We start from the raw sequence: 16392 nt of genomic DNA, 5'->3' as shown, positions 1-16392 counted from the left end.
CTCCTGATTATTCAGAGAGCGGCTGTGGCATTGCAGACTGGCAATCGGCTCCTGTGAGGAACTACGACCCATGTCTTTGCGCCCTTATCTTTCGATAAGTTTGCCTTTCTCTATTTAATTTTATCCACATTATACCACAGGTTTAACATGTTAAAGTATTTTAAATCCACATGGAGGTGATTGGATGTTCTATCAACAATCCAGTTTTATCCGGAAGTTTATTGAACTGATCCTCGTATTTTTTGTATTGGGATTCCTTGATCAGACGTTGGAATGGAACATGCTGGAATGGACGCTGAACCCTGTCTTCTTTGCTGTCCTATTGTTTTCCCTCAGATACGGTCTGAATTTTGCTCTTTTGAGCTTTTTTGCTGCATTATTCTATCATGTGTATGACATGTATCAGCGGGACGGGGACTTGTTTCTCTTATTCTATGATCCCGCCAATTATTTATCTCTCCTCTTCCTACTCCTGACCGGCGTCATTACAGGGCTGTACAGCACGTCCTTCCGGGAAAGATATGAAAGTCAGCAGTATGTGCTGAAGGAAACTAAGGATGAAAATGAGGAACTAAAAACATCCTTAACTGCTCTGGAGCGGTCTCAACGGGTCATGCAGGCAAAGGTCCTTGATTCCGAGTACACCCTTTCCAGGATTTACGAAGTCGGAAAGACGCTTGATCAGCCTTCTCCAGAACTTGTCCGAAACGAGGCCGTTACGATTATCGGAGACCTGTTTGAAGCGGAAGACTTAGCTGTCTATCATGTCGACTCTTCTAAGAAATCGCTGCGCCTCCGCGTTCGAAAAGGAAATACCGAACGACTTCCGCAGACGATTTTCATTGATGATGCGGCCTCGATTTTCTCACGGGGGCTGAAGAACAAAACCATTACTTTAAAGACGGTTGATGATGAAGCCGATGCTCCAGTGCTGATCGGACCGATCGTCTACAATCAGGACGTACGGGAAATCCTCGTGATTGATCAACTTGATTTTGCCAAACTGACAAAATATGAAGTTCAAATCCTCTCTCTCGTGCTCGACTGGATGGCCAACCGGATCGAAAGAGCTGGAGAGTATCTTCGTAAAGAAGAAGAGCAGAAGATGTATCCAGGCACAAGTATTTATGATAAGGAAGCTTTTGACGAACTTGTTCAGCTTCAGGAAAAACGAGCGGAGAAATACGGGGTTCCTTATAGTGTCGTTTCCATCGATGTCAGCCCTTACAGGGAAATGTCGGTCGTGGAAGCAGAAATCATCCTGCGTGCCTACTTGAGAGAATTGGACATTATGGGCTACGACCAGACGGAGCAGCATTTCCACTTCCTGCTTCCAGGTACGAGCTCCGAGAATGCATCCATCGTCGAAGAGCGGATTTACAAAGCACTCGATACAAAAGGCGGGATTTACATTGGTTAATTTCCAGGAACCCTACTGGCTGATCTTTTTCTATGTTATTCACGGCCTCGCTGTTCTGATCGTTTCCCTGCTGCTTCGAAAAAGGATGCATGATGACAAAAAAGGAACCGTCACATGGCTCGCCATTACGAGCGTATTCCTCCCGATCATCGGGGAGCTTCTCGGACTGGCCGCCTGGCTGGCTGCGAAAGCGTCCGGCAGCAATCACATGATTGATGATTACGATGATTATGTCACATTCACGCCGTTGAATCTTGAATACCTGCGTTATGAAGCATCATCAAGTATGGATTTATCGCCCATCAGCGATGCCCTTTTGAGGAACGATGGCGTCAACCAGAAGGAATTGATTGTCAGTCTGATCAATTCCGATATCGCCAATAAAGGACGGCACTTGAACCTCGGCCTGATCCACAACAATTCAGAAACCGTCCACTATGCAGCTACAACCATGAACGTGCTGTCCAGCCGGTTTGAAAAAGAACTGGAACATGCCAGAAAAGAATTGGCCCCGGAAGCACCCATGTCTTTCGAGCGTTTATGCAGCGTGTACGAACGTTATCTGGGAAGCGGTATTCTCGATGAGAACGGACAGGCGCGGCTCGAGAAACAATATGAACAACTGCTGGAAGAAATGGTTCCGAAACTTGAAAAAGAACCATGGATGTACCGCAGTCTCGGCGATATTTACATACGTCGTGGAAAAGAGGAAAAAGCGGTGGAAGCTTTCCGTGAGATGGTCAGCCGCTTCCCGGCCCATCCAGGAGGCTACTTGAAATTGATTGAAATATACTATGCAGGACGCGACTGGACAAACATCAAGCCTGTGCTCTACGACCTTTTCCAACATGTGCAGGCAGAGGACATCCCTGAAAGCCAACGCTTCATTATCCAACAGATGGGAGGGAAAACACTGTGAAAAAACAAATCACTATTTATGCTTCGGTTCTTTTCCTTCTATTCACAGCTGCCATTATCATTCTGCAATTTATGCGGCTCGATATGTTTCATCAGTGGTTTCCTGCCGAATCGGCACAAGAAACATCGGTGGAAACGATGAGCACGGAGGAGAGTCCCACAGAAGGAGAAGAACTTCAGGTTTATGTGCATAAAAATGACACCCCATTGTCCAAGGACGCATTGGAAAACCTGGAATACGCCATGGACTACGCTAAGGTTTCCTATAAGGAGATAACGAAAAAGGAAATGGAAGAGCTGACGCCTTCCCCTTATACCGTCCTCGTTCTCGGAGGTGAGCACTCCGAAGAATGGCCGTATGAAGAAATCCGCTCCTTCGTGGAAAAGGGAGGAAACCTGTATATTGCCTCACGCTTCATCAATCCCAACTGGAATGAACTGATCGGCTTGGAAGATGTGGAGGATTTCCTCGACGATATATACGGGCTGACGTTTGAAAAGGAAGTTTTCCCTGGATATATGGATTTAGGTGAAGATTCCCAGCTGTTTTCCCACAGCATTGCTGATGTTGAACTCGCTGAAACCGCCGATGTTTACATTTCAGCAGAAGATCACCCGATTTTATGGGCGAACAATTACGGAGAAGGGAAGGTCATGTTCTGGAACACCTCTTCTGTTACAGAAAAAACCTCACGTGGACTAATGCTGCAGGCCCTTTCCTTCCTGCCTCCCACATTCGTTTCCTCACAGGCGGGTATTAAGGTGATGCACATTGATGACTTCCCTTCTCCTGTTCCAAGCGGTACGACAGATGTGATCCAGCGGGATTACGATTTGACTGTGGAAGATTTTTATTCTGAAGTCTGGTGGGAGGATATGAAACGGATCGGCGAAGAAGAAGATGTGATTTATACCGGATACTTAATTGGAACCTATCAGGATACGATGGATATTACAGCAGAAGACCTGATTGAAACCAGACGTTTCCCAATGCTTTATTTCGGCCGCAAGGTTTTGAAGGAGGACGGGGAAATTGGACTCCATGGATATAATCACCAGTCTCTTGTAACAGCAGATGAACCGATCGATCCTGAATACGGCTACCGTCCTTGGCAGAATCAAGGCGAGATGGAAGAGTCTCTAAACCGAGTGAACGAACTGTTCAACTACTACTTCAAGGAAAAGGATGTTCATTCCTATGTCCCCCCTTCCAATGTGTTAAACGAAACCGGGGTGCGCGCTCTGCATGAAGTATTTCCGGAACTTGAAGCTGTATCCGGCTTGTATACAGGTGACAAGGAGACGGGAGCCTTCTTACAGGAATATGAACCAAACAGTGAGTTTCCATCCATCTACCATTTCCCAAGGATTTCAAGTGGGTATGGGGAGACCGATGAAGAGCGTTTCGTCCAGATTGATGCGATTGCGAACTTCGGGGTATTCGCCCACTTCATCCACCCGGATGATGTGCTCGATCCATACCGGGCCGGAGACAGTGGATGGCCGGAAATGAGGCAGTCTTATGAAGATATGCTCCATTATATTCACGATCACTACACACACCTGAAGGGGATGCGTCAGACGGACGCCACAAAGAAAATGAAACAGTACCAGGCTTCTGTCATTGACGTAACCTATCAGGACGAGCAGATCGTTATCAAGGGCGAAAATCTCCTCTCCCCTTCCACAGTTCTTGTCAGATTGAATGAAGGAAGGATCGAGACCGGTTCCTTTGATTATGGAGATGTCGAATCTCTCGGTGAATCCGGCACACTTTATCAAGTGACCCTTAAACAGCCGTATGCTGAAATTACGATAAAGGATGAAGCCTTGTGAAAATAGGAATGGTCGTTGAAGGAAGCTATCCCTACGTAAGCGGCGGCGTGGCCAGCTGGGTACAGATGCTTGCTGCACAGATGCCTCAGCATGAATTCGTCATTATTGCCATTACACCGGAGGAAATGACCGCTGACGATTACCGCTACGAGCTTCCTTCCAATATCACGGAAGTCATTAACCTTCCATTGAATCTAAAACCAGCCGCAAAAAAGCGGCGCGTCAAACTGACTGAAGAAGAACAGCATATGTTGACCGATTGGATGATGTTCCGCAGTCTTCCGCCGGATGTACTGGACATCTTCAAGAAAAAAATCGGTTCGACCGAAGCGCTCTTTTCAAGCGAACTGTTCTGGAACATGGTACAGGAAAGCTACCGGATTGAAGAACAGTCGGGTTCCTTCATCGATTACTTCTGGATGTGGCGCGGCATGTTCACGCCTGTCCTCGAGCTGCTGCAGGCGGACTTCCCGGACCTTGATCTGATCCATTCTGCGTCCACGGGTTATGCCGGACTGATTGCTGCTGCCATCAAGCAGCGTCAGGGAATTCCTTATCTCTTAACGGAACACGGCATCTATTCACGAGAGCGTGAGGAGGAAATCCTGCAGGCTGGATGGATTCCTGAGTACTATAAAAAACGCTGGGTCCAGTTTTTCCACCATTTATCCAAGCAGGCCTACACGGAAGCGGATGATGTGATTACGCTTTTCGACCGCAACAGCCGGCTCCAACATGAACTTGGTGCTGATGAAGACAAGCTGGCTGTCATTCCAAATGGCATCCATTATGACCGGCTTTCAGGAATTGTCAAAGTTCCCAAAACAGATGTTCTGAAAATCGGGGCGATTGTCCGCGTTGTTCCAATCAAGGATATTAAAACGATGATCAATGCCGCCAAAATCCTCGATGACAAAGGGGTCCCTTTTGAGCTGACGATTATGGGACCACTGGATGAAGAGGAAGAGTATGCCGAGGAATGCCGGCTGATGATTGAACAGCTGAGTCTAAATCACTGCGTCATGCTTGCGGGTAAGGTCAATATCATAGACTACCTTCCTCACTTTGATGTCTGCCTCTTGACAAGTATTTCAGAAGGGCAGCCGCTGGCCGTCCTTGAAGGTATGGCAGCAGGGATTCCTTATGTCGTCACAGATGTGGGGTCATGTTCTGAGCTGATGTATGGACGTGAAGATGATCCCTTCGGACCGGCAGGCTTTGTCGTCCCGCCCGTGAATCCGAAAGCCATCGCTGAACACTGCCAATGGTATTATGAGCACCCTCAGGAAGCTGAGAAGTTCGGAATAAATGGACAGAAACGGGCAGAAACGTATTATCAAGTGCACCAATTCATTGATCAGTATACAGAGTTGTACACAGAAAGGGGGATGGCTTATGGCCGGCATCGGGTTTAAGCTGCAGAAATTGTTTCAGGAGGACTACTTCTCCTCGCGGATTAAAGCCTACGCATTTGCAGGACTGGTCACCTCCGGTCCGTGGCTGGTCGTTATTGCGACCATTGCTGTGATCCAGTGGATGACCTCTTTCTTCTCCCTGCTTGATCTGCAGGAGAGGGAGCTGTTCAACCTTTCTGTAGCCTACTGCTTCATCTTTTCCCAGGTCCTTTTCGGTGTGCAGCAGTTAGTTGTCACGCGGTACACCGCCGACCTGTTTTATGAACGACGAACAGAGGCCATTTTCCCAACGTTTATCGGGATGACAAAGGTGACGCTCGGACTTGCCTTCATCAGCTGGTTGATTTTCTTTTTGATTTCGCCTCTTCCCTACTACTTCAAATGGCTGATGTTGATTCTTTATGTGACCGTTAATCTCATCTGGGTGCTGTTCCTGTTCCTCAGCGCAGCGAAATTTTATCAGTCCGTGGCCTACAGCTTCCTGGCCGGAGGCGGAGCCGCTCTGCTTCTCGTCTTCCTGTTTGGCAAAAACGCTTCCTGGTTTCCGGTGTTCGAGCACTCCAACAGCTTCTTTCTGCTTGCCGGATTTACATCAGGCATGCTCGTGACGTTGTTCGGGTTATTCATGTCGATGCTCATGACGTTTCCAAACAGGTCGAAGGAGAACCAATTCAGCTATCTGGACTATTTTGACCGTTTCCCTTCCTTATTCTGGACGGGATTCTTGTACAATGTCGGCATCTGGGTCTGTAACTGGGTGATCTGGTTCGGTGAAGGAAACGGCTTCCTTTTAGAATCTTTCTTGTACCACCGCATCTATGATACGGCGATATTCTGGTCGTACTTAACGATCATCCCAACGCTGATCATTTTCGTCGTTTCCGTTGAAACGCGTTTTTATGAGCGGTACCGTGTCTTTTACGGTTATATCAATGAAGGGGGGACGCTTTCCCAGATCAAGACTGCGAAAACAGCGATGCAGCGCGTTCTGAAGCAGGAAATGGAGCGCCTGATCCGCAGCCAGGGGCTCTTTTCCCTGCTGATCCTTCTGACGATTGGAAGTATTGCATCCTTCCTTTCCCTAGAACCTGAAATTGCCTCCATTTTCCGCTTTACGACCATCGGTGCGTTTGCCAATGCGATGGTTCTTGTGATTACACTGATCCTCCTCTATTTCGAAGACCGGCGGGGAGCCATGTGGACATCCATCATCTTTTTCCTATTGAATCTCGGGTTGTCTCTGTTGTTCCTCCCATTCGGCTATGACGGCTATGGGCTGAGTTTCTCGATTGGGTCCACTCTGGCCTTTGTTTTCGCACTAGCCCGTTTGATTCTTTTCATTGAGAAGGTCGACTATCAAGCTTTCTGCCAGCCGCAGGCACTCACCTACACGAAAAAGCGCAGACCGTTTACAAAGCTGGGGGCATGGATGAACAAACGCACCCTCTTCTAGCAGAAAAGGTCCGTCCCCACTCATGGGACGGACCTTTTTTATTCTCTATAACGGCGCCCGCTTCGTGTTTTAACAGATGTTCAAACCTACGTCCCATTCTATATCATTTAGAAGGCTATTTTTTTGAGGGCCGTACTGACCGATGCCATTGTCGGAATCATCCCCCTCCCGTCCTGATTGAGAAACTTCAATGTATTTCTCACCATATCCGGTCGGATTCCTGTACAAATGGGGGATATCCCGAGAAGCTTAAGAACGCCTGTCAGCTCATAGAGTAGTTTTCCGGCATGTTCATCAACATCATACAATCCGGACACATCGATGATCAGGTAGTTGAGGCGGTGACGGGGGATTTCTGTGCAGAGCTGCTGCATCATATGCTCCGTCCTTGTTTGATTCATCGTGCCGATCAGGGGAAGAACAGCGATTCCTTCCTTCAGCGGGACGATAGGAGTCATGACTTTGATCAGTTCACGCTCCGCTTCTTTCTGTGTGGTCATATCACGAAAGATCGATTGAATCGCCTTAGTTTCTTCATATTGAATTGGATGACAGAAAAGTTCCACCTCCACAACCGTGCCGTCTCCCCGGTAGACGGTTGTTTCCACCAATTCCCCGATCCTGCCCTTCTCTTCCCCATCCTTAATCCGTCCTCGGATAAAAGACCGAAAGTCTTCTGTAAATACATCTAAGACATTTCCTCCGACAATCTGGTCTTTTGCCAGTCCAAAGAACTCGGAAGCCGCTTCATTGATGTGAAGAATTTCATGATCGCAGTGGATGACGGTCGGTTCCATCGAATATTCGGTAATTTCCCTGTGCAGGCTTTCTTTTTCTTCATTAAATAAGGCGCGTGTCGATTTTTTCATCCCGCTCCCTCCCCGTTGAATGGTCTTTTTCCAGGCAGCTTTTTACTATAGTAGCACATGGAAACAGAGATATTTGTCACATTATGGCGAAGGACAAAGAAATATCATTGAGAATGAAAGCGCTGTACTTGAAAATTTACTGTATGAATTTTAACCACTTAAAATATATTATATTTTCTGATAGTTTGTTACAATAAAGCTAGTAAACTTCTTGAAAAACCTAAAAAACCGCATTACACCGCTTATTGTCGATCGCTGCCACTTCCCTCTGTTCCATGAACACGAACGTTTGTTCATAAATCTTTCAAAATATTTACGGGTTCACTCTTTCAATCTATGTTCTTTTTTATTATAATTATAATCTGAGATGGGTTATAAAATAACATAAATTCTGAAGGGAGAATTGTTATATGCATAAAGATGATCTTCACGGAAGCCAGGGCGGTCAATGCCCGTTCACTGGTCAAACGAATGGTGGCACAGAGGAAGAAACAGCCATTACCACACAAAAAGTAGGAACGACCAATAAAGACTGGTGGCCGAATATGCTCAACTTGAGTATTCTTCACCAGCACGATAAGAAAACAACGCCGATGGGCGATGATTTTGATTATGAGGAAGAGTTCAGCAAGATTGACTATGATCAATTGAAGCAGGACCTTCATGACCTGATGACAGACAGTCAGGACTGGTGGCCGGCGGACTACGGGCATTACGGTCCCCTTTTCATCCGTATGTCCTGGCACGCTGCGGGAACATACCGTACAGGTGACGGACGCGGTGGTGGCGCGACAGGAAACCAGCGTTTCGCTCCATTGAACAGCTGGCCGGATAATGCCAACATAGATAAAGCCCGCCGTCTCCTCTGGCCGATCAAACAGAAGTACGGCAATAAACTCTCCTGGGCCGACCTGCTCGTTATGACAGGTAACGTTGCTCTTGAATCCATGGGTCTGAAAACGTTCGGCTTCGGAGCCGGCCGTGAAGACATCTATCACCCGGAAGAAGACGTCTACTGGGGTACAGAGAGAGAATGGCTGGCCGACAACCGTTATTCCGGTGACCGCGACCTTGAAAATCCACTGGCTGCTGTTCAAATGGGCTTGATTTACGTCAACCCTGAAGGACCGAACGGCAACCCGGATCCACTTGGAAGTGCCCGTGATATCCGCGATACATTCGGACGTATGGGAATGAATGATGAAGAAACTGTAGCGCTGATTGCCGGTGGACACACCTTCGGTAAAGCCCACGGTGCCGGAGATGCCGAAGCCCACGTCGGTCCGGATCCAGAAGCAGCACCGATTGAAAACCAGGGGCTTGGTTGGCAGAGCACACACGGCAGCGGAAAAGGCCGCGACACAATCACAAGTGGTGTGGAAGGGGCATGGACAGCAAACCCGACGACATGGGATAACGGCTTCTTCGACCTTCTATTCGGCTACGAGTGGGAGCTATCCAAGAGTCCTGCCGGTGCCAACCAATGGGCTCCTGTCAACCAGAAGGAAGAACATATGGCGCCTGATGCTGAGGATGCATCCATGAAAGTACCAACCTTCATGACGACCGCGGATATGGCCCTCCGCATGGATCCGGATTATGAGAAGATTTCCCGCCGTTATCATGAAAATCCGGACGAATTCGCCGATGCATTCGCCCGTGCCTGGTTCAAGCTTCTTCACCGTGATATGGGACCAAAAGCAAGGTATCTTGGACCTGAAGTCCCTGAAGAAGATTTGATCTGGCAGGACCCTGTACCAGAAGGGAACTACGACCTGTCTGATGCAGATATTGAAGACATCAAGTCCCACATTCTTGATTCAGAACTGACGATCAGTGAGCTTGTCAAAACAGCCTGGGCTTCTGCAAGCACATTCCGCGGCTCTGACAATCGTGGTGGAGCCAACGGAGCGCGCATCCGTCTGGAACCGCAGAAAAGCTGGGAAGTCAACGAGCCTCAGCAGCTGGCCAAAGCTCTTGACGTGTACGAGCGCATCCAGTCGGAAATCGATTATGAAATCAGCCTGGCTGACTTGATCGTCCTTGGTGGCTCAGCTGCTATCGAACAGGCGGCGAAGGATGCCGGTGTTCATATCACAGTCCCATTCGCACCTGGACGCGGAGATGCCACAGAAGAACAAACCGACGCTGAAAGCTTTGATGTATTAGAACCGATGGCTGACGGTTTCCGTAACTACGAGAAGAAAAAATACACGCTCAGCCCTGAAGAGCTGCTTGTCGACAAAGCCCAGCTCCTTGGACTGACGGCCCCTGAAATGACCGTTCTTATCGGCGGCATGCGTGTACTTGGAGCGAACTATGAGGATACGGATCTTGGTGTATTCACGAACCGTGTCGGCTCGTTGACCAATGACTTCTTTGTCAACCTGCTTGATATGGGCATCGAGTGGAAGCCTGTGGATTACAACCGCTATGAAGGCCGTGACCGCCAGAGTGGCGAGCTTGTCCGCACTGCTTCCCGTGTAGATCTTGTCTTCGGTTCAAACTCTGTGCTTCGTTCCATTGCAGAGGTATACGCGACAGAAGACAACAAAGAGAAATTCGTCCATGATTTTGTATCCGCATGGGTGAAAATCATGAACGCCGATCGTTTTGACCTGAAAAAGAATAAAAACCTGGCTTATAACCAGGCGTAACCATTAATCATCAACGACCCCGACCCCAAAAACCTTGGAAGCGGCACTGCTGCTTTCAGGGTTTTTTTATATGCATCCTGAGTCAGGACAGCCGTCCGCACAATTAGTTACACTTCCCGGACGGCAGGGGTTCACCTCATCTATCGGAATAGTCGTTCTACCATCTACCAAAAGAAACCCCGGCGCGAAAAAGCGCCGGGGAAAAATATAAACAACTTAGGTGACCCAACCATGTAAGAATCATCCTTGATTCTATACATTTCGATTGATTTTTTAAGACTTTCCCGAAGGACAATTCTACCAGGCATTCGTTTCCTTATCCCGTTACGTCCCGTTTTTATTCCAGCCCAGAAAGGAGAAAGCAGCAGCTATGGAAGCGGCCAATGTTTCTTTATTCCGGTGACCATCCAGCTTAATAAAGAAACCTTCCCTGTTATCCTTCTGCGGCCGGCTGGATCACAGACCCGATGTCCTTTCCTCGGTAAATGGAGGAACTTTTTTTCCACGGCTGTGATTTTGTCCGCTCGGAAACGAACACGTAATGGTTGAGCCACCTAAGTTGTTTATGTTTGTTACTGATCTTCTTTACACTTTTATTATAGCACCCTGTGCGGGTGTGCACGGGGGAAGTTGTGTCTATTTTGCAAACGTTTACAAAAGGAGTTCAGACGGTTTTTGATGAATAGGTAAGGAAGAATGATCCATCGATTACTCCAAAGGAGAGAAAACCATGCTGGACTCTGTAGACTTATCCTTGAGCATAGACAAACAGCAGTACAAAAAGGAACTGAAGGAAACACAGCTGAAGTTACTTCAGCTGCAGCGCCCCATTTACGATCAGCAGTTAGGAGTGATCATCGTTTTTGAAGGCTGGGACGCTTCCGGTAAAGGAGGCGCCATCAAGCGGATTACGAGCGGACTCGACCCTCGCGGCTTCGAGGTCCATGCCATCGGTGCGCCTTCCACAAATGAAAAACGCCACCATTACCTCAAAAGGTTCTGGAATAAGCTCCCTCCCTATGGGAAAATAGCCATCTTTGACCGCTCGTGGTATGGACGGGTGCTGGTGGAGCGGGTCGAAGGTTTTGCTTCAGGGCAGGAATGGAAACGGGCGTACGATGAAATCAATCAATTTGAACAACTCCTTTCCCAAGACCGCTATGTAGTGATTAAAATATGGATGCACATATCAAAAGAAGAACAGCTCAGACGATTTCAAGAACGACAATCCGACCCATTGAAAAAATGGAAAATCACAGACGAAGACTGGCGAAACCGGTCCAAATGGGACATATATGAAGAAGCGGTGGAAGATATGTTCCACTATACTTCTCCTCCTGAATGTCAGTGGCACATTGTCGAAGGGGAAAATAAGCATTTTGCCCGGGTGAAGACCAATCGGATTATTATCCAGGCCATTGAAAAAAGGTTACAGCACGTCCCTTCTCATCCAAATCCATAAGTGAGGATAATAAAAAACAATCCCTGATAGAGATGTCAGGGATTGTTCTTTCAAGGTCATTCCCCTTTTTTCTTCACGATGTACATATGATACGCGGCGTGAAAGGCAGGATAGTCTGTATAATCATCACAAAGGATTTCCCAGTCGAAATCCATCTCATTCAGCACGCGCTTCAGATGATCCTCCCTCTCCTCTCCCTGAATCATGAAAGTGGCAAGGATGCCGCCGTACTGTAACTCGGATGCGACACGATGGAGCAGCTTTGTTTCTTTTTCCAGGTCCCTTTTATAAAAATGCAGGATGGAATCAAGCAGGACAATATCGTGGTCGCGGGATACCGGGTACGCATGAAGATCTCCTGCCACCCCTTTGACTTCCAGCTGCTCATCACTGGCGGAATGGTTCATCTGCTCAAGGCCGACTGTTGATATGTCCACCCCTGTCACTGTATAGCCTAACCTTCCTAAACAAAGAGCGTCCCTCCCCTGCCCGCATCCTAAATCCAGCACGTGTCCTTTCGGTTCATAGGACTCAAAGAACTTGATGAGTCCTGGGTAGGGGTCACCGAAGTATTGCGGTTCTTCATAATAATGGTCGTAGATGGGTTTAGTCATTCTTGTCCTCCTAGATCAGTCATGTCGTTCCTAAATTAATATCCTTTCGTGATTCCTTACTGCAGACATTCCGAATATCTTTAATTACCGGGGCATACAGGTTCGTTTCTCCTGCCCACATTCTAATCAACATGCGGCTTTAAGGTCTAGTGGCAAATAACTTCCTACACCCTTCTTTAAACTCCGGCGCACCTCCATAGGAAGGATGACGAATAGGAACGTGTTTCATTCCATACTGATTCAGCTTTTCTTTCGCATATTTCCCAATACAAACTACCTTACTATTGGGTGGACAGTAGTCTAACAAGCATTTCAAATACTCTACGCCTGTTCGTAATTCATCCGCTCTTGGAGGCCGGTTGGAGAGCAATCCTTTTTCTTCTTGATAAGGATGGAAAGGGTAAACATTCCAAAAAATCACCTTGTAAGCATCGATGTTATTTTCAAGGAGTGTTTTCCATACAATAGAAGCCGTCGGCTCACTAAAACCCTTCTTTCTCCAAGAATTTCTGAAGCCTGGATAATCTGATTCTGGATGGCTCGTTCGCTGCCCCGCTTTCCCTCTGAAAACACCCTGATGCCCTATGTCAGGATGAGTACCAGTAATGATTCTTTCCGATGTCATTGGAATCCCTGAAAAACGCCCACCCTGATACCCTAATGCTTCTGCTACAAAGATATACTCTGCTGTTGTTTTTCTCTGTTCTAAATACCTGGTGAGATGTTCGGCCCTTATCAATGGCGCTTCAGGGTGGATATCAAGGTGTTCCGAGTAATCCTTCCATGGGTTAAACACTCCAGCATCCGTACGGTGTGACTTCATCTCGTCAATGAAATTCAGCATACCCTCATCCTTCCTTCTGCTCTTATGACCAGATACCCTCACGAGCTTGTTAACGATTTCAACATAATGGAAGGATTTCCTTTTCTTTTATTGAAAATCGGTCTGTGTAAATAGGCACATCACCTCTGTTCATGGTATGGTGAAGAAAATAAACGCATACCAAACACAGCCCCCTTCCCTACCCACAAAGGAGGAATGCTCCGTGGAATATAACCGCGAAGAAGAAGTGATCCGTAACTATCAAAAAGGCGAAAAAATGATGATCCTGGTTTTTGCCCAGTGGTGCATCAACCATGACCTCGATCCCATCGCCATGTATACAGAAGCCTATCCCTACCAGGAGAAGAATAAAGAGTTGATCGAAGCACTGGATCTGACTGTTCCAAAGAAGGAATCCGATCTCATTGATTCAGAAACAATCCTTGAGGTACTCTCCCTTTACGGAAATGACGACCTTGCTTTTGTCGTCTCTGATTACATCCATCGTAAAAATATAAAATAACCTTTAAAAACGGTACCTTCCCCAGCGGATTCAGGTACCGTTTTTACATTTCAAGGCGGCCACATAGGAAGTTGATATAAATACATGAAACATTCGCCCATGTTCTTACGTATATTCATAGTAAGAGATTCATAGATTCCCCCGGATATATGGTATTCTTGAAGTAATATATAAACTTGAAACCACGGAAATTAGGAAAGATGAAAAAAGGGGCTGACAACGCATGGACAACCTCTACTCTTCTACGCTGGAGTATTTGGAAAGAGCCTTCATGCCGCATACATCCGAATATCAGCGCTATATCGACTTTCAAACGATGAGGGATATGAAACAGGTCATCAAAGAGAAACGGCCGGTCTATTTCGATCTGGAGATCAAAGAGCTGGCGGAAATGAACAAAAGATATATTCTGGATGGATTTTGGAACGGCATATTCTTTACCGCCGTGCTTCCAACCTCCAATACATTCAAAGGGACGATCGAGTATTACGGCAAGCCGCCGAAAATGCTGATCGGCCGGTTTGAAATGGACGATGAACGCAGACATTTTTTCCCCACGTTCCTGAAGGAAGAGTTCAGCAGGAAAAAAGTGCTCGGAGACACATTACGGGATTTTTCAGGGATTTTGTTTACCTATTTGAATACGTACGTCAACGATATGGACGTATCCATAGAAACTACAACCTTTGAAGATTTTGAGAACCCCATATTCGAAGAATGGGAATTTCCATTTCTCGAAAAGCATCACGACCTTCAGAAGGAGTGGGTTTCTTTAAAGGAACGGACAGCAAACCAATTCAAACGCCTGGACGAACTCGACGTCGAAGACCAATACGCGCTCGAGACGATGATGGATAAAGACGTTCCTGACTTCATCGCATCGTTCCATCGATTGTCTGATGAGAATAAGGAAAACCGAAAGCATGAACTGGTAGAGACGATGTATGATTTGAGCCGGTTCATCGAAACACTGGAACAGAAAGAAGAAGAAAGTTACGCGCAGAACTTCGCCAGAAGCAAGGGGATTATCGCTTCCAAGTACAACAAAGAAGATGAAAACTTCCTCTCCAGGAAGTGATCGTTTTAAGCAGCCGGCTGTATTGTTTTTCTTGAGAAGACCGAATCGCATACAGGAGGTAGGACTATGAGTAACCATTCCACCTATAGGGACAAAGAAGCGGAACTGAACCATCAGGACCTGCGGGAAGCCATGACGCTGATTAAAAAAGAAGATCTCGATCGATTGAATGAGGAAGCAGAAACCTATGCCGGAAGATTCGATGCATCCAGGGACGACTCCCTGTCCGATGTGATGAGGGAACTTGGAGACCTCGGAGAAAAAGAACAGCGTGTCGCCGGGGAAACGATGGAAACGTTGAAGCGTCCGGTCAACGACCTTATGACCAAGGGCAATAATGACATCCCCCAGTCTTTGCAGGAGCTTGAAACAATCGTATCGGACCTTGATCCGAAGCGTACAGAAGGAAACGGCGTGCAGCGGTTCTTTTATAAACTAAGCAAAAAGAAACCGATCGACCGCTATATGAAGAAGTACGAAACCGTCGACTCGAAAATCGATACTGTCGTCCGCAGCCTGCTTGCAGGGAAAGACCGTCTTGAAGAAGACAGCGTCGAACTGCAGCTCATCAAAGAAAACGCCCAGAAGCGTATTTATGACCTGGACAAGCAGATTTATCTCGGGAAAAAACTGTTTGAGCTGTTGAAGGAAAAAGAAGCGACGGGTGAGTACGACCTTGCCCTGATCACCGAAGGCAAAGAGAAAATCATTACGCGTACGAGAAACATGACGCAGATGAAGAGTGTGCTGCATCAAAGTGTTTCCTCTGTTGATATCATTAAGAAAAACAATGAAAAGCTGAAGGAATCCATCCGCAATGCCGTGACGCTGACAAAAAATATCATTACCGTCTCCGCCTCCATCCAGCTCGCCTTGAGCAATCAGCGGAAAGTGATCGATACCGTGAACGGTGTGAATAAGGCGACCGAAGACATGCTGCTGTCAAACTCCAGGAATTTGAAGCAGAATGCAGAAGAGACGACACAGATGATGGAGAATCCGGCCATCAGTATGGAAGCTCTTCAAGAATCCTTCGATAACGTGTTTGAAGCACTGAAGACGACCGAGCAGTCGTCGGAACGCATCATTGCTTCGAGTGAACAGTTCATTGAAGAGATGGACGCATTGAATGAGAATGTCCGAAAAAAATTATCACAGACGACTACTCAAAGAGCGCTTCGTGACTGAAGCGCTCTTTGTCTAAGTACGAGTTCATCGCCTTCAAACAAAACCGGGATCAGCAAGGTCCGGCTCGAAATATCTTGAATTCGTAAGCACCTTTTTCTGAAAGGTGTTTTTTTCATGGGATTCTTCGTTATGAAAA

General features: G+C 47.0%; 13 protein-coding genes and 1 riboswitch. Of the genes, 10 read left to right on the top strand and 3 right to left on the bottom strand.

Annotated elements, in window-relative coordinates:
• Positions 1 to 28: 28 nt before the first annotated feature.
• Positions 29 to 115: riboswitch (cyclic di-GMP riboswitch) on the bottom strand.
• Between the two features lie 69 nt (positions 116 to 184).
• The 5 genes from ACXAGL_RS10730 to pelG are packed head-to-tail and all read left to right on the top strand — an operon-like array spanning position 185 to position 7042.
• Entirely contained in the window at positions 185 to 1420 is a 1236-nt protein-coding gene (locus tag ACXAGL_RS10730) for a GAF domain-containing protein (protein WP_474967443.1), read from the top strand.
• A complete protein-coding gene (locus ACXAGL_RS10725; RefSeq protein ID WP_474991144.1) occupies positions 1413 to 2339 on the top strand; it encodes a tetratricopeptide repeat protein in 927 nt (308 codons plus the stop codon). The genes ACXAGL_RS10730 and ACXAGL_RS10725 overlap by 8 nt, the downstream gene beginning before the upstream one ends.
• On the top strand, positions 2336 to 4174 hold the full coding sequence (locus ACXAGL_RS10720; RefSeq protein WP_474991142.1) for a DUF2194 domain-containing protein: 1839 nt from the start codon (positions 2336 to 2338) through the stop codon (positions 4172 to 4174). Before ACXAGL_RS10725 ends, ACXAGL_RS10720 begins: the two co-directional genes overlap by 4 nt.
• Positions 4171 to 5589: a GT4 family glycosyltransferase PelF gene (pelF, locus tag ACXAGL_RS10715; RefSeq protein WP_474967440.1), complete on the top strand. Its 1419-nt coding sequence runs from the start codon at positions 4171 to 4173 to the stop codon at positions 5587 to 5589. The genes ACXAGL_RS10720 and pelF overlap by 4 nt, the downstream gene beginning before the upstream one ends.
• A complete protein-coding gene (pelG, locus tag ACXAGL_RS10710) occupies positions 5570 to 7042 on the top strand; it encodes an exopolysaccharide Pel transporter PelG (protein ID WP_474991140.1) in 1473 nt (490 codons plus the stop codon). Before pelF ends, pelG begins: the two co-directional genes overlap by 20 nt.
• Before the next feature lie 107 nt (positions 7043 to 7149).
• On the opposite strand, the gene ACXAGL_RS10705 is transcribed toward pelG, so the two are convergent.
• Positions 7150 to 7911 carry a PAS domain S-box protein gene (locus ACXAGL_RS10705; protein WP_474967438.1) on the bottom strand — a complete coding sequence of 254 codons (762 nt, stop codon included), beginning with the start codon at positions 7909 to 7911 and terminating at the stop codon, positions 7150 to 7152.
• Between the two features lie 410 nt (positions 7912 to 8321).
• On the opposite strand from ACXAGL_RS10705, the gene katG reads away from it, so the two are divergent.
• Positions 8322 to 10568 (top strand): catalase/peroxidase HPI, encoded by a 2247-nt coding sequence (gene katG / locus ACXAGL_RS10700; protein ID WP_474967437.1) that lies wholly within the window; start codon positions 8322 to 8324, stop codon positions 10566 to 10568.
• 730 nt (positions 10569 to 11298) lie between these two features.
• Positions 11299 to 12030 carry a polyphosphate kinase 2 family protein gene (locus tag ACXAGL_RS10695; RefSeq protein WP_474991138.1) on the top strand — a complete coding sequence of 244 codons (732 nt, stop codon included), beginning with the start codon at positions 11299 to 11301 and terminating at the stop codon, positions 12028 to 12030.
• A gap of 56 nt (positions 12031 to 12086) precedes the next feature.
• Here the strand turns inward: ACXAGL_RS10695 and ACXAGL_RS10690 are convergent, their stop codons facing one another.
• Positions 12087 to 12644, bottom strand: coding sequence for a class I SAM-dependent methyltransferase (locus tag ACXAGL_RS10690; RefSeq protein ID WP_474991136.1), 558 nt, complete (start codon positions 12642 to 12644; stop codon positions 12087 to 12089).
• Positions 12645 to 12783: 139 nt separating this feature from the next.
• Positions 12784 to 13488, bottom strand: coding sequence for a uracil-DNA glycosylase (locus ACXAGL_RS10685; RefSeq protein ID WP_474991134.1), 705 nt, complete (start codon positions 13486 to 13488; stop codon positions 12784 to 12786).
• Positions 13489 to 13744: 256 nt separating this feature from the next.
• Here ACXAGL_RS10685 and ACXAGL_RS10680 point away from each other — a divergent pair, with 256 nt between their 5' ends.
• The 3 genes from ACXAGL_RS10680 to ACXAGL_RS10670 all read left to right on the top strand — a co-directional run bounded on the left by ACXAGL_RS10680 (position 13745) and on the right by ACXAGL_RS10670 (position 16256).
• Positions 13745 to 13990, top strand: a complete 246-nt coding sequence (locus tag ACXAGL_RS10680; protein ID WP_474970345.1) for a hypothetical protein — start codon at positions 13745 to 13747, stop codon at positions 13988 to 13990.
• Between the two features lie 223 nt (positions 13991 to 14213).
• Positions 14214 to 15068 carry a hypothetical protein gene (locus ACXAGL_RS10675; RefSeq protein WP_474991132.1) on the top strand — a complete coding sequence of 285 codons (855 nt, stop codon included), beginning with the start codon at positions 14214 to 14216 and terminating at the stop codon, positions 15066 to 15068.
• A gap of 66 nt (positions 15069 to 15134) precedes the next feature.
• On the top strand, positions 15135 to 16256 hold the full coding sequence (locus ACXAGL_RS10670) for a toxic anion resistance protein (protein ID WP_224871159.1): 1122 nt from the start codon (positions 15135 to 15137) through the stop codon (positions 16254 to 16256).
• Positions 16257 to 16392 lie beyond the last annotated feature (136 nt).

It is taken from the genome of Halobacillus sp. ABA4_118 (assembly GCF_056160205.1).
The sequence above is the reverse complement of the archived record's forward strand: the minus strand, read 5'-3'. Positions and strand labels throughout refer to the sequence as shown.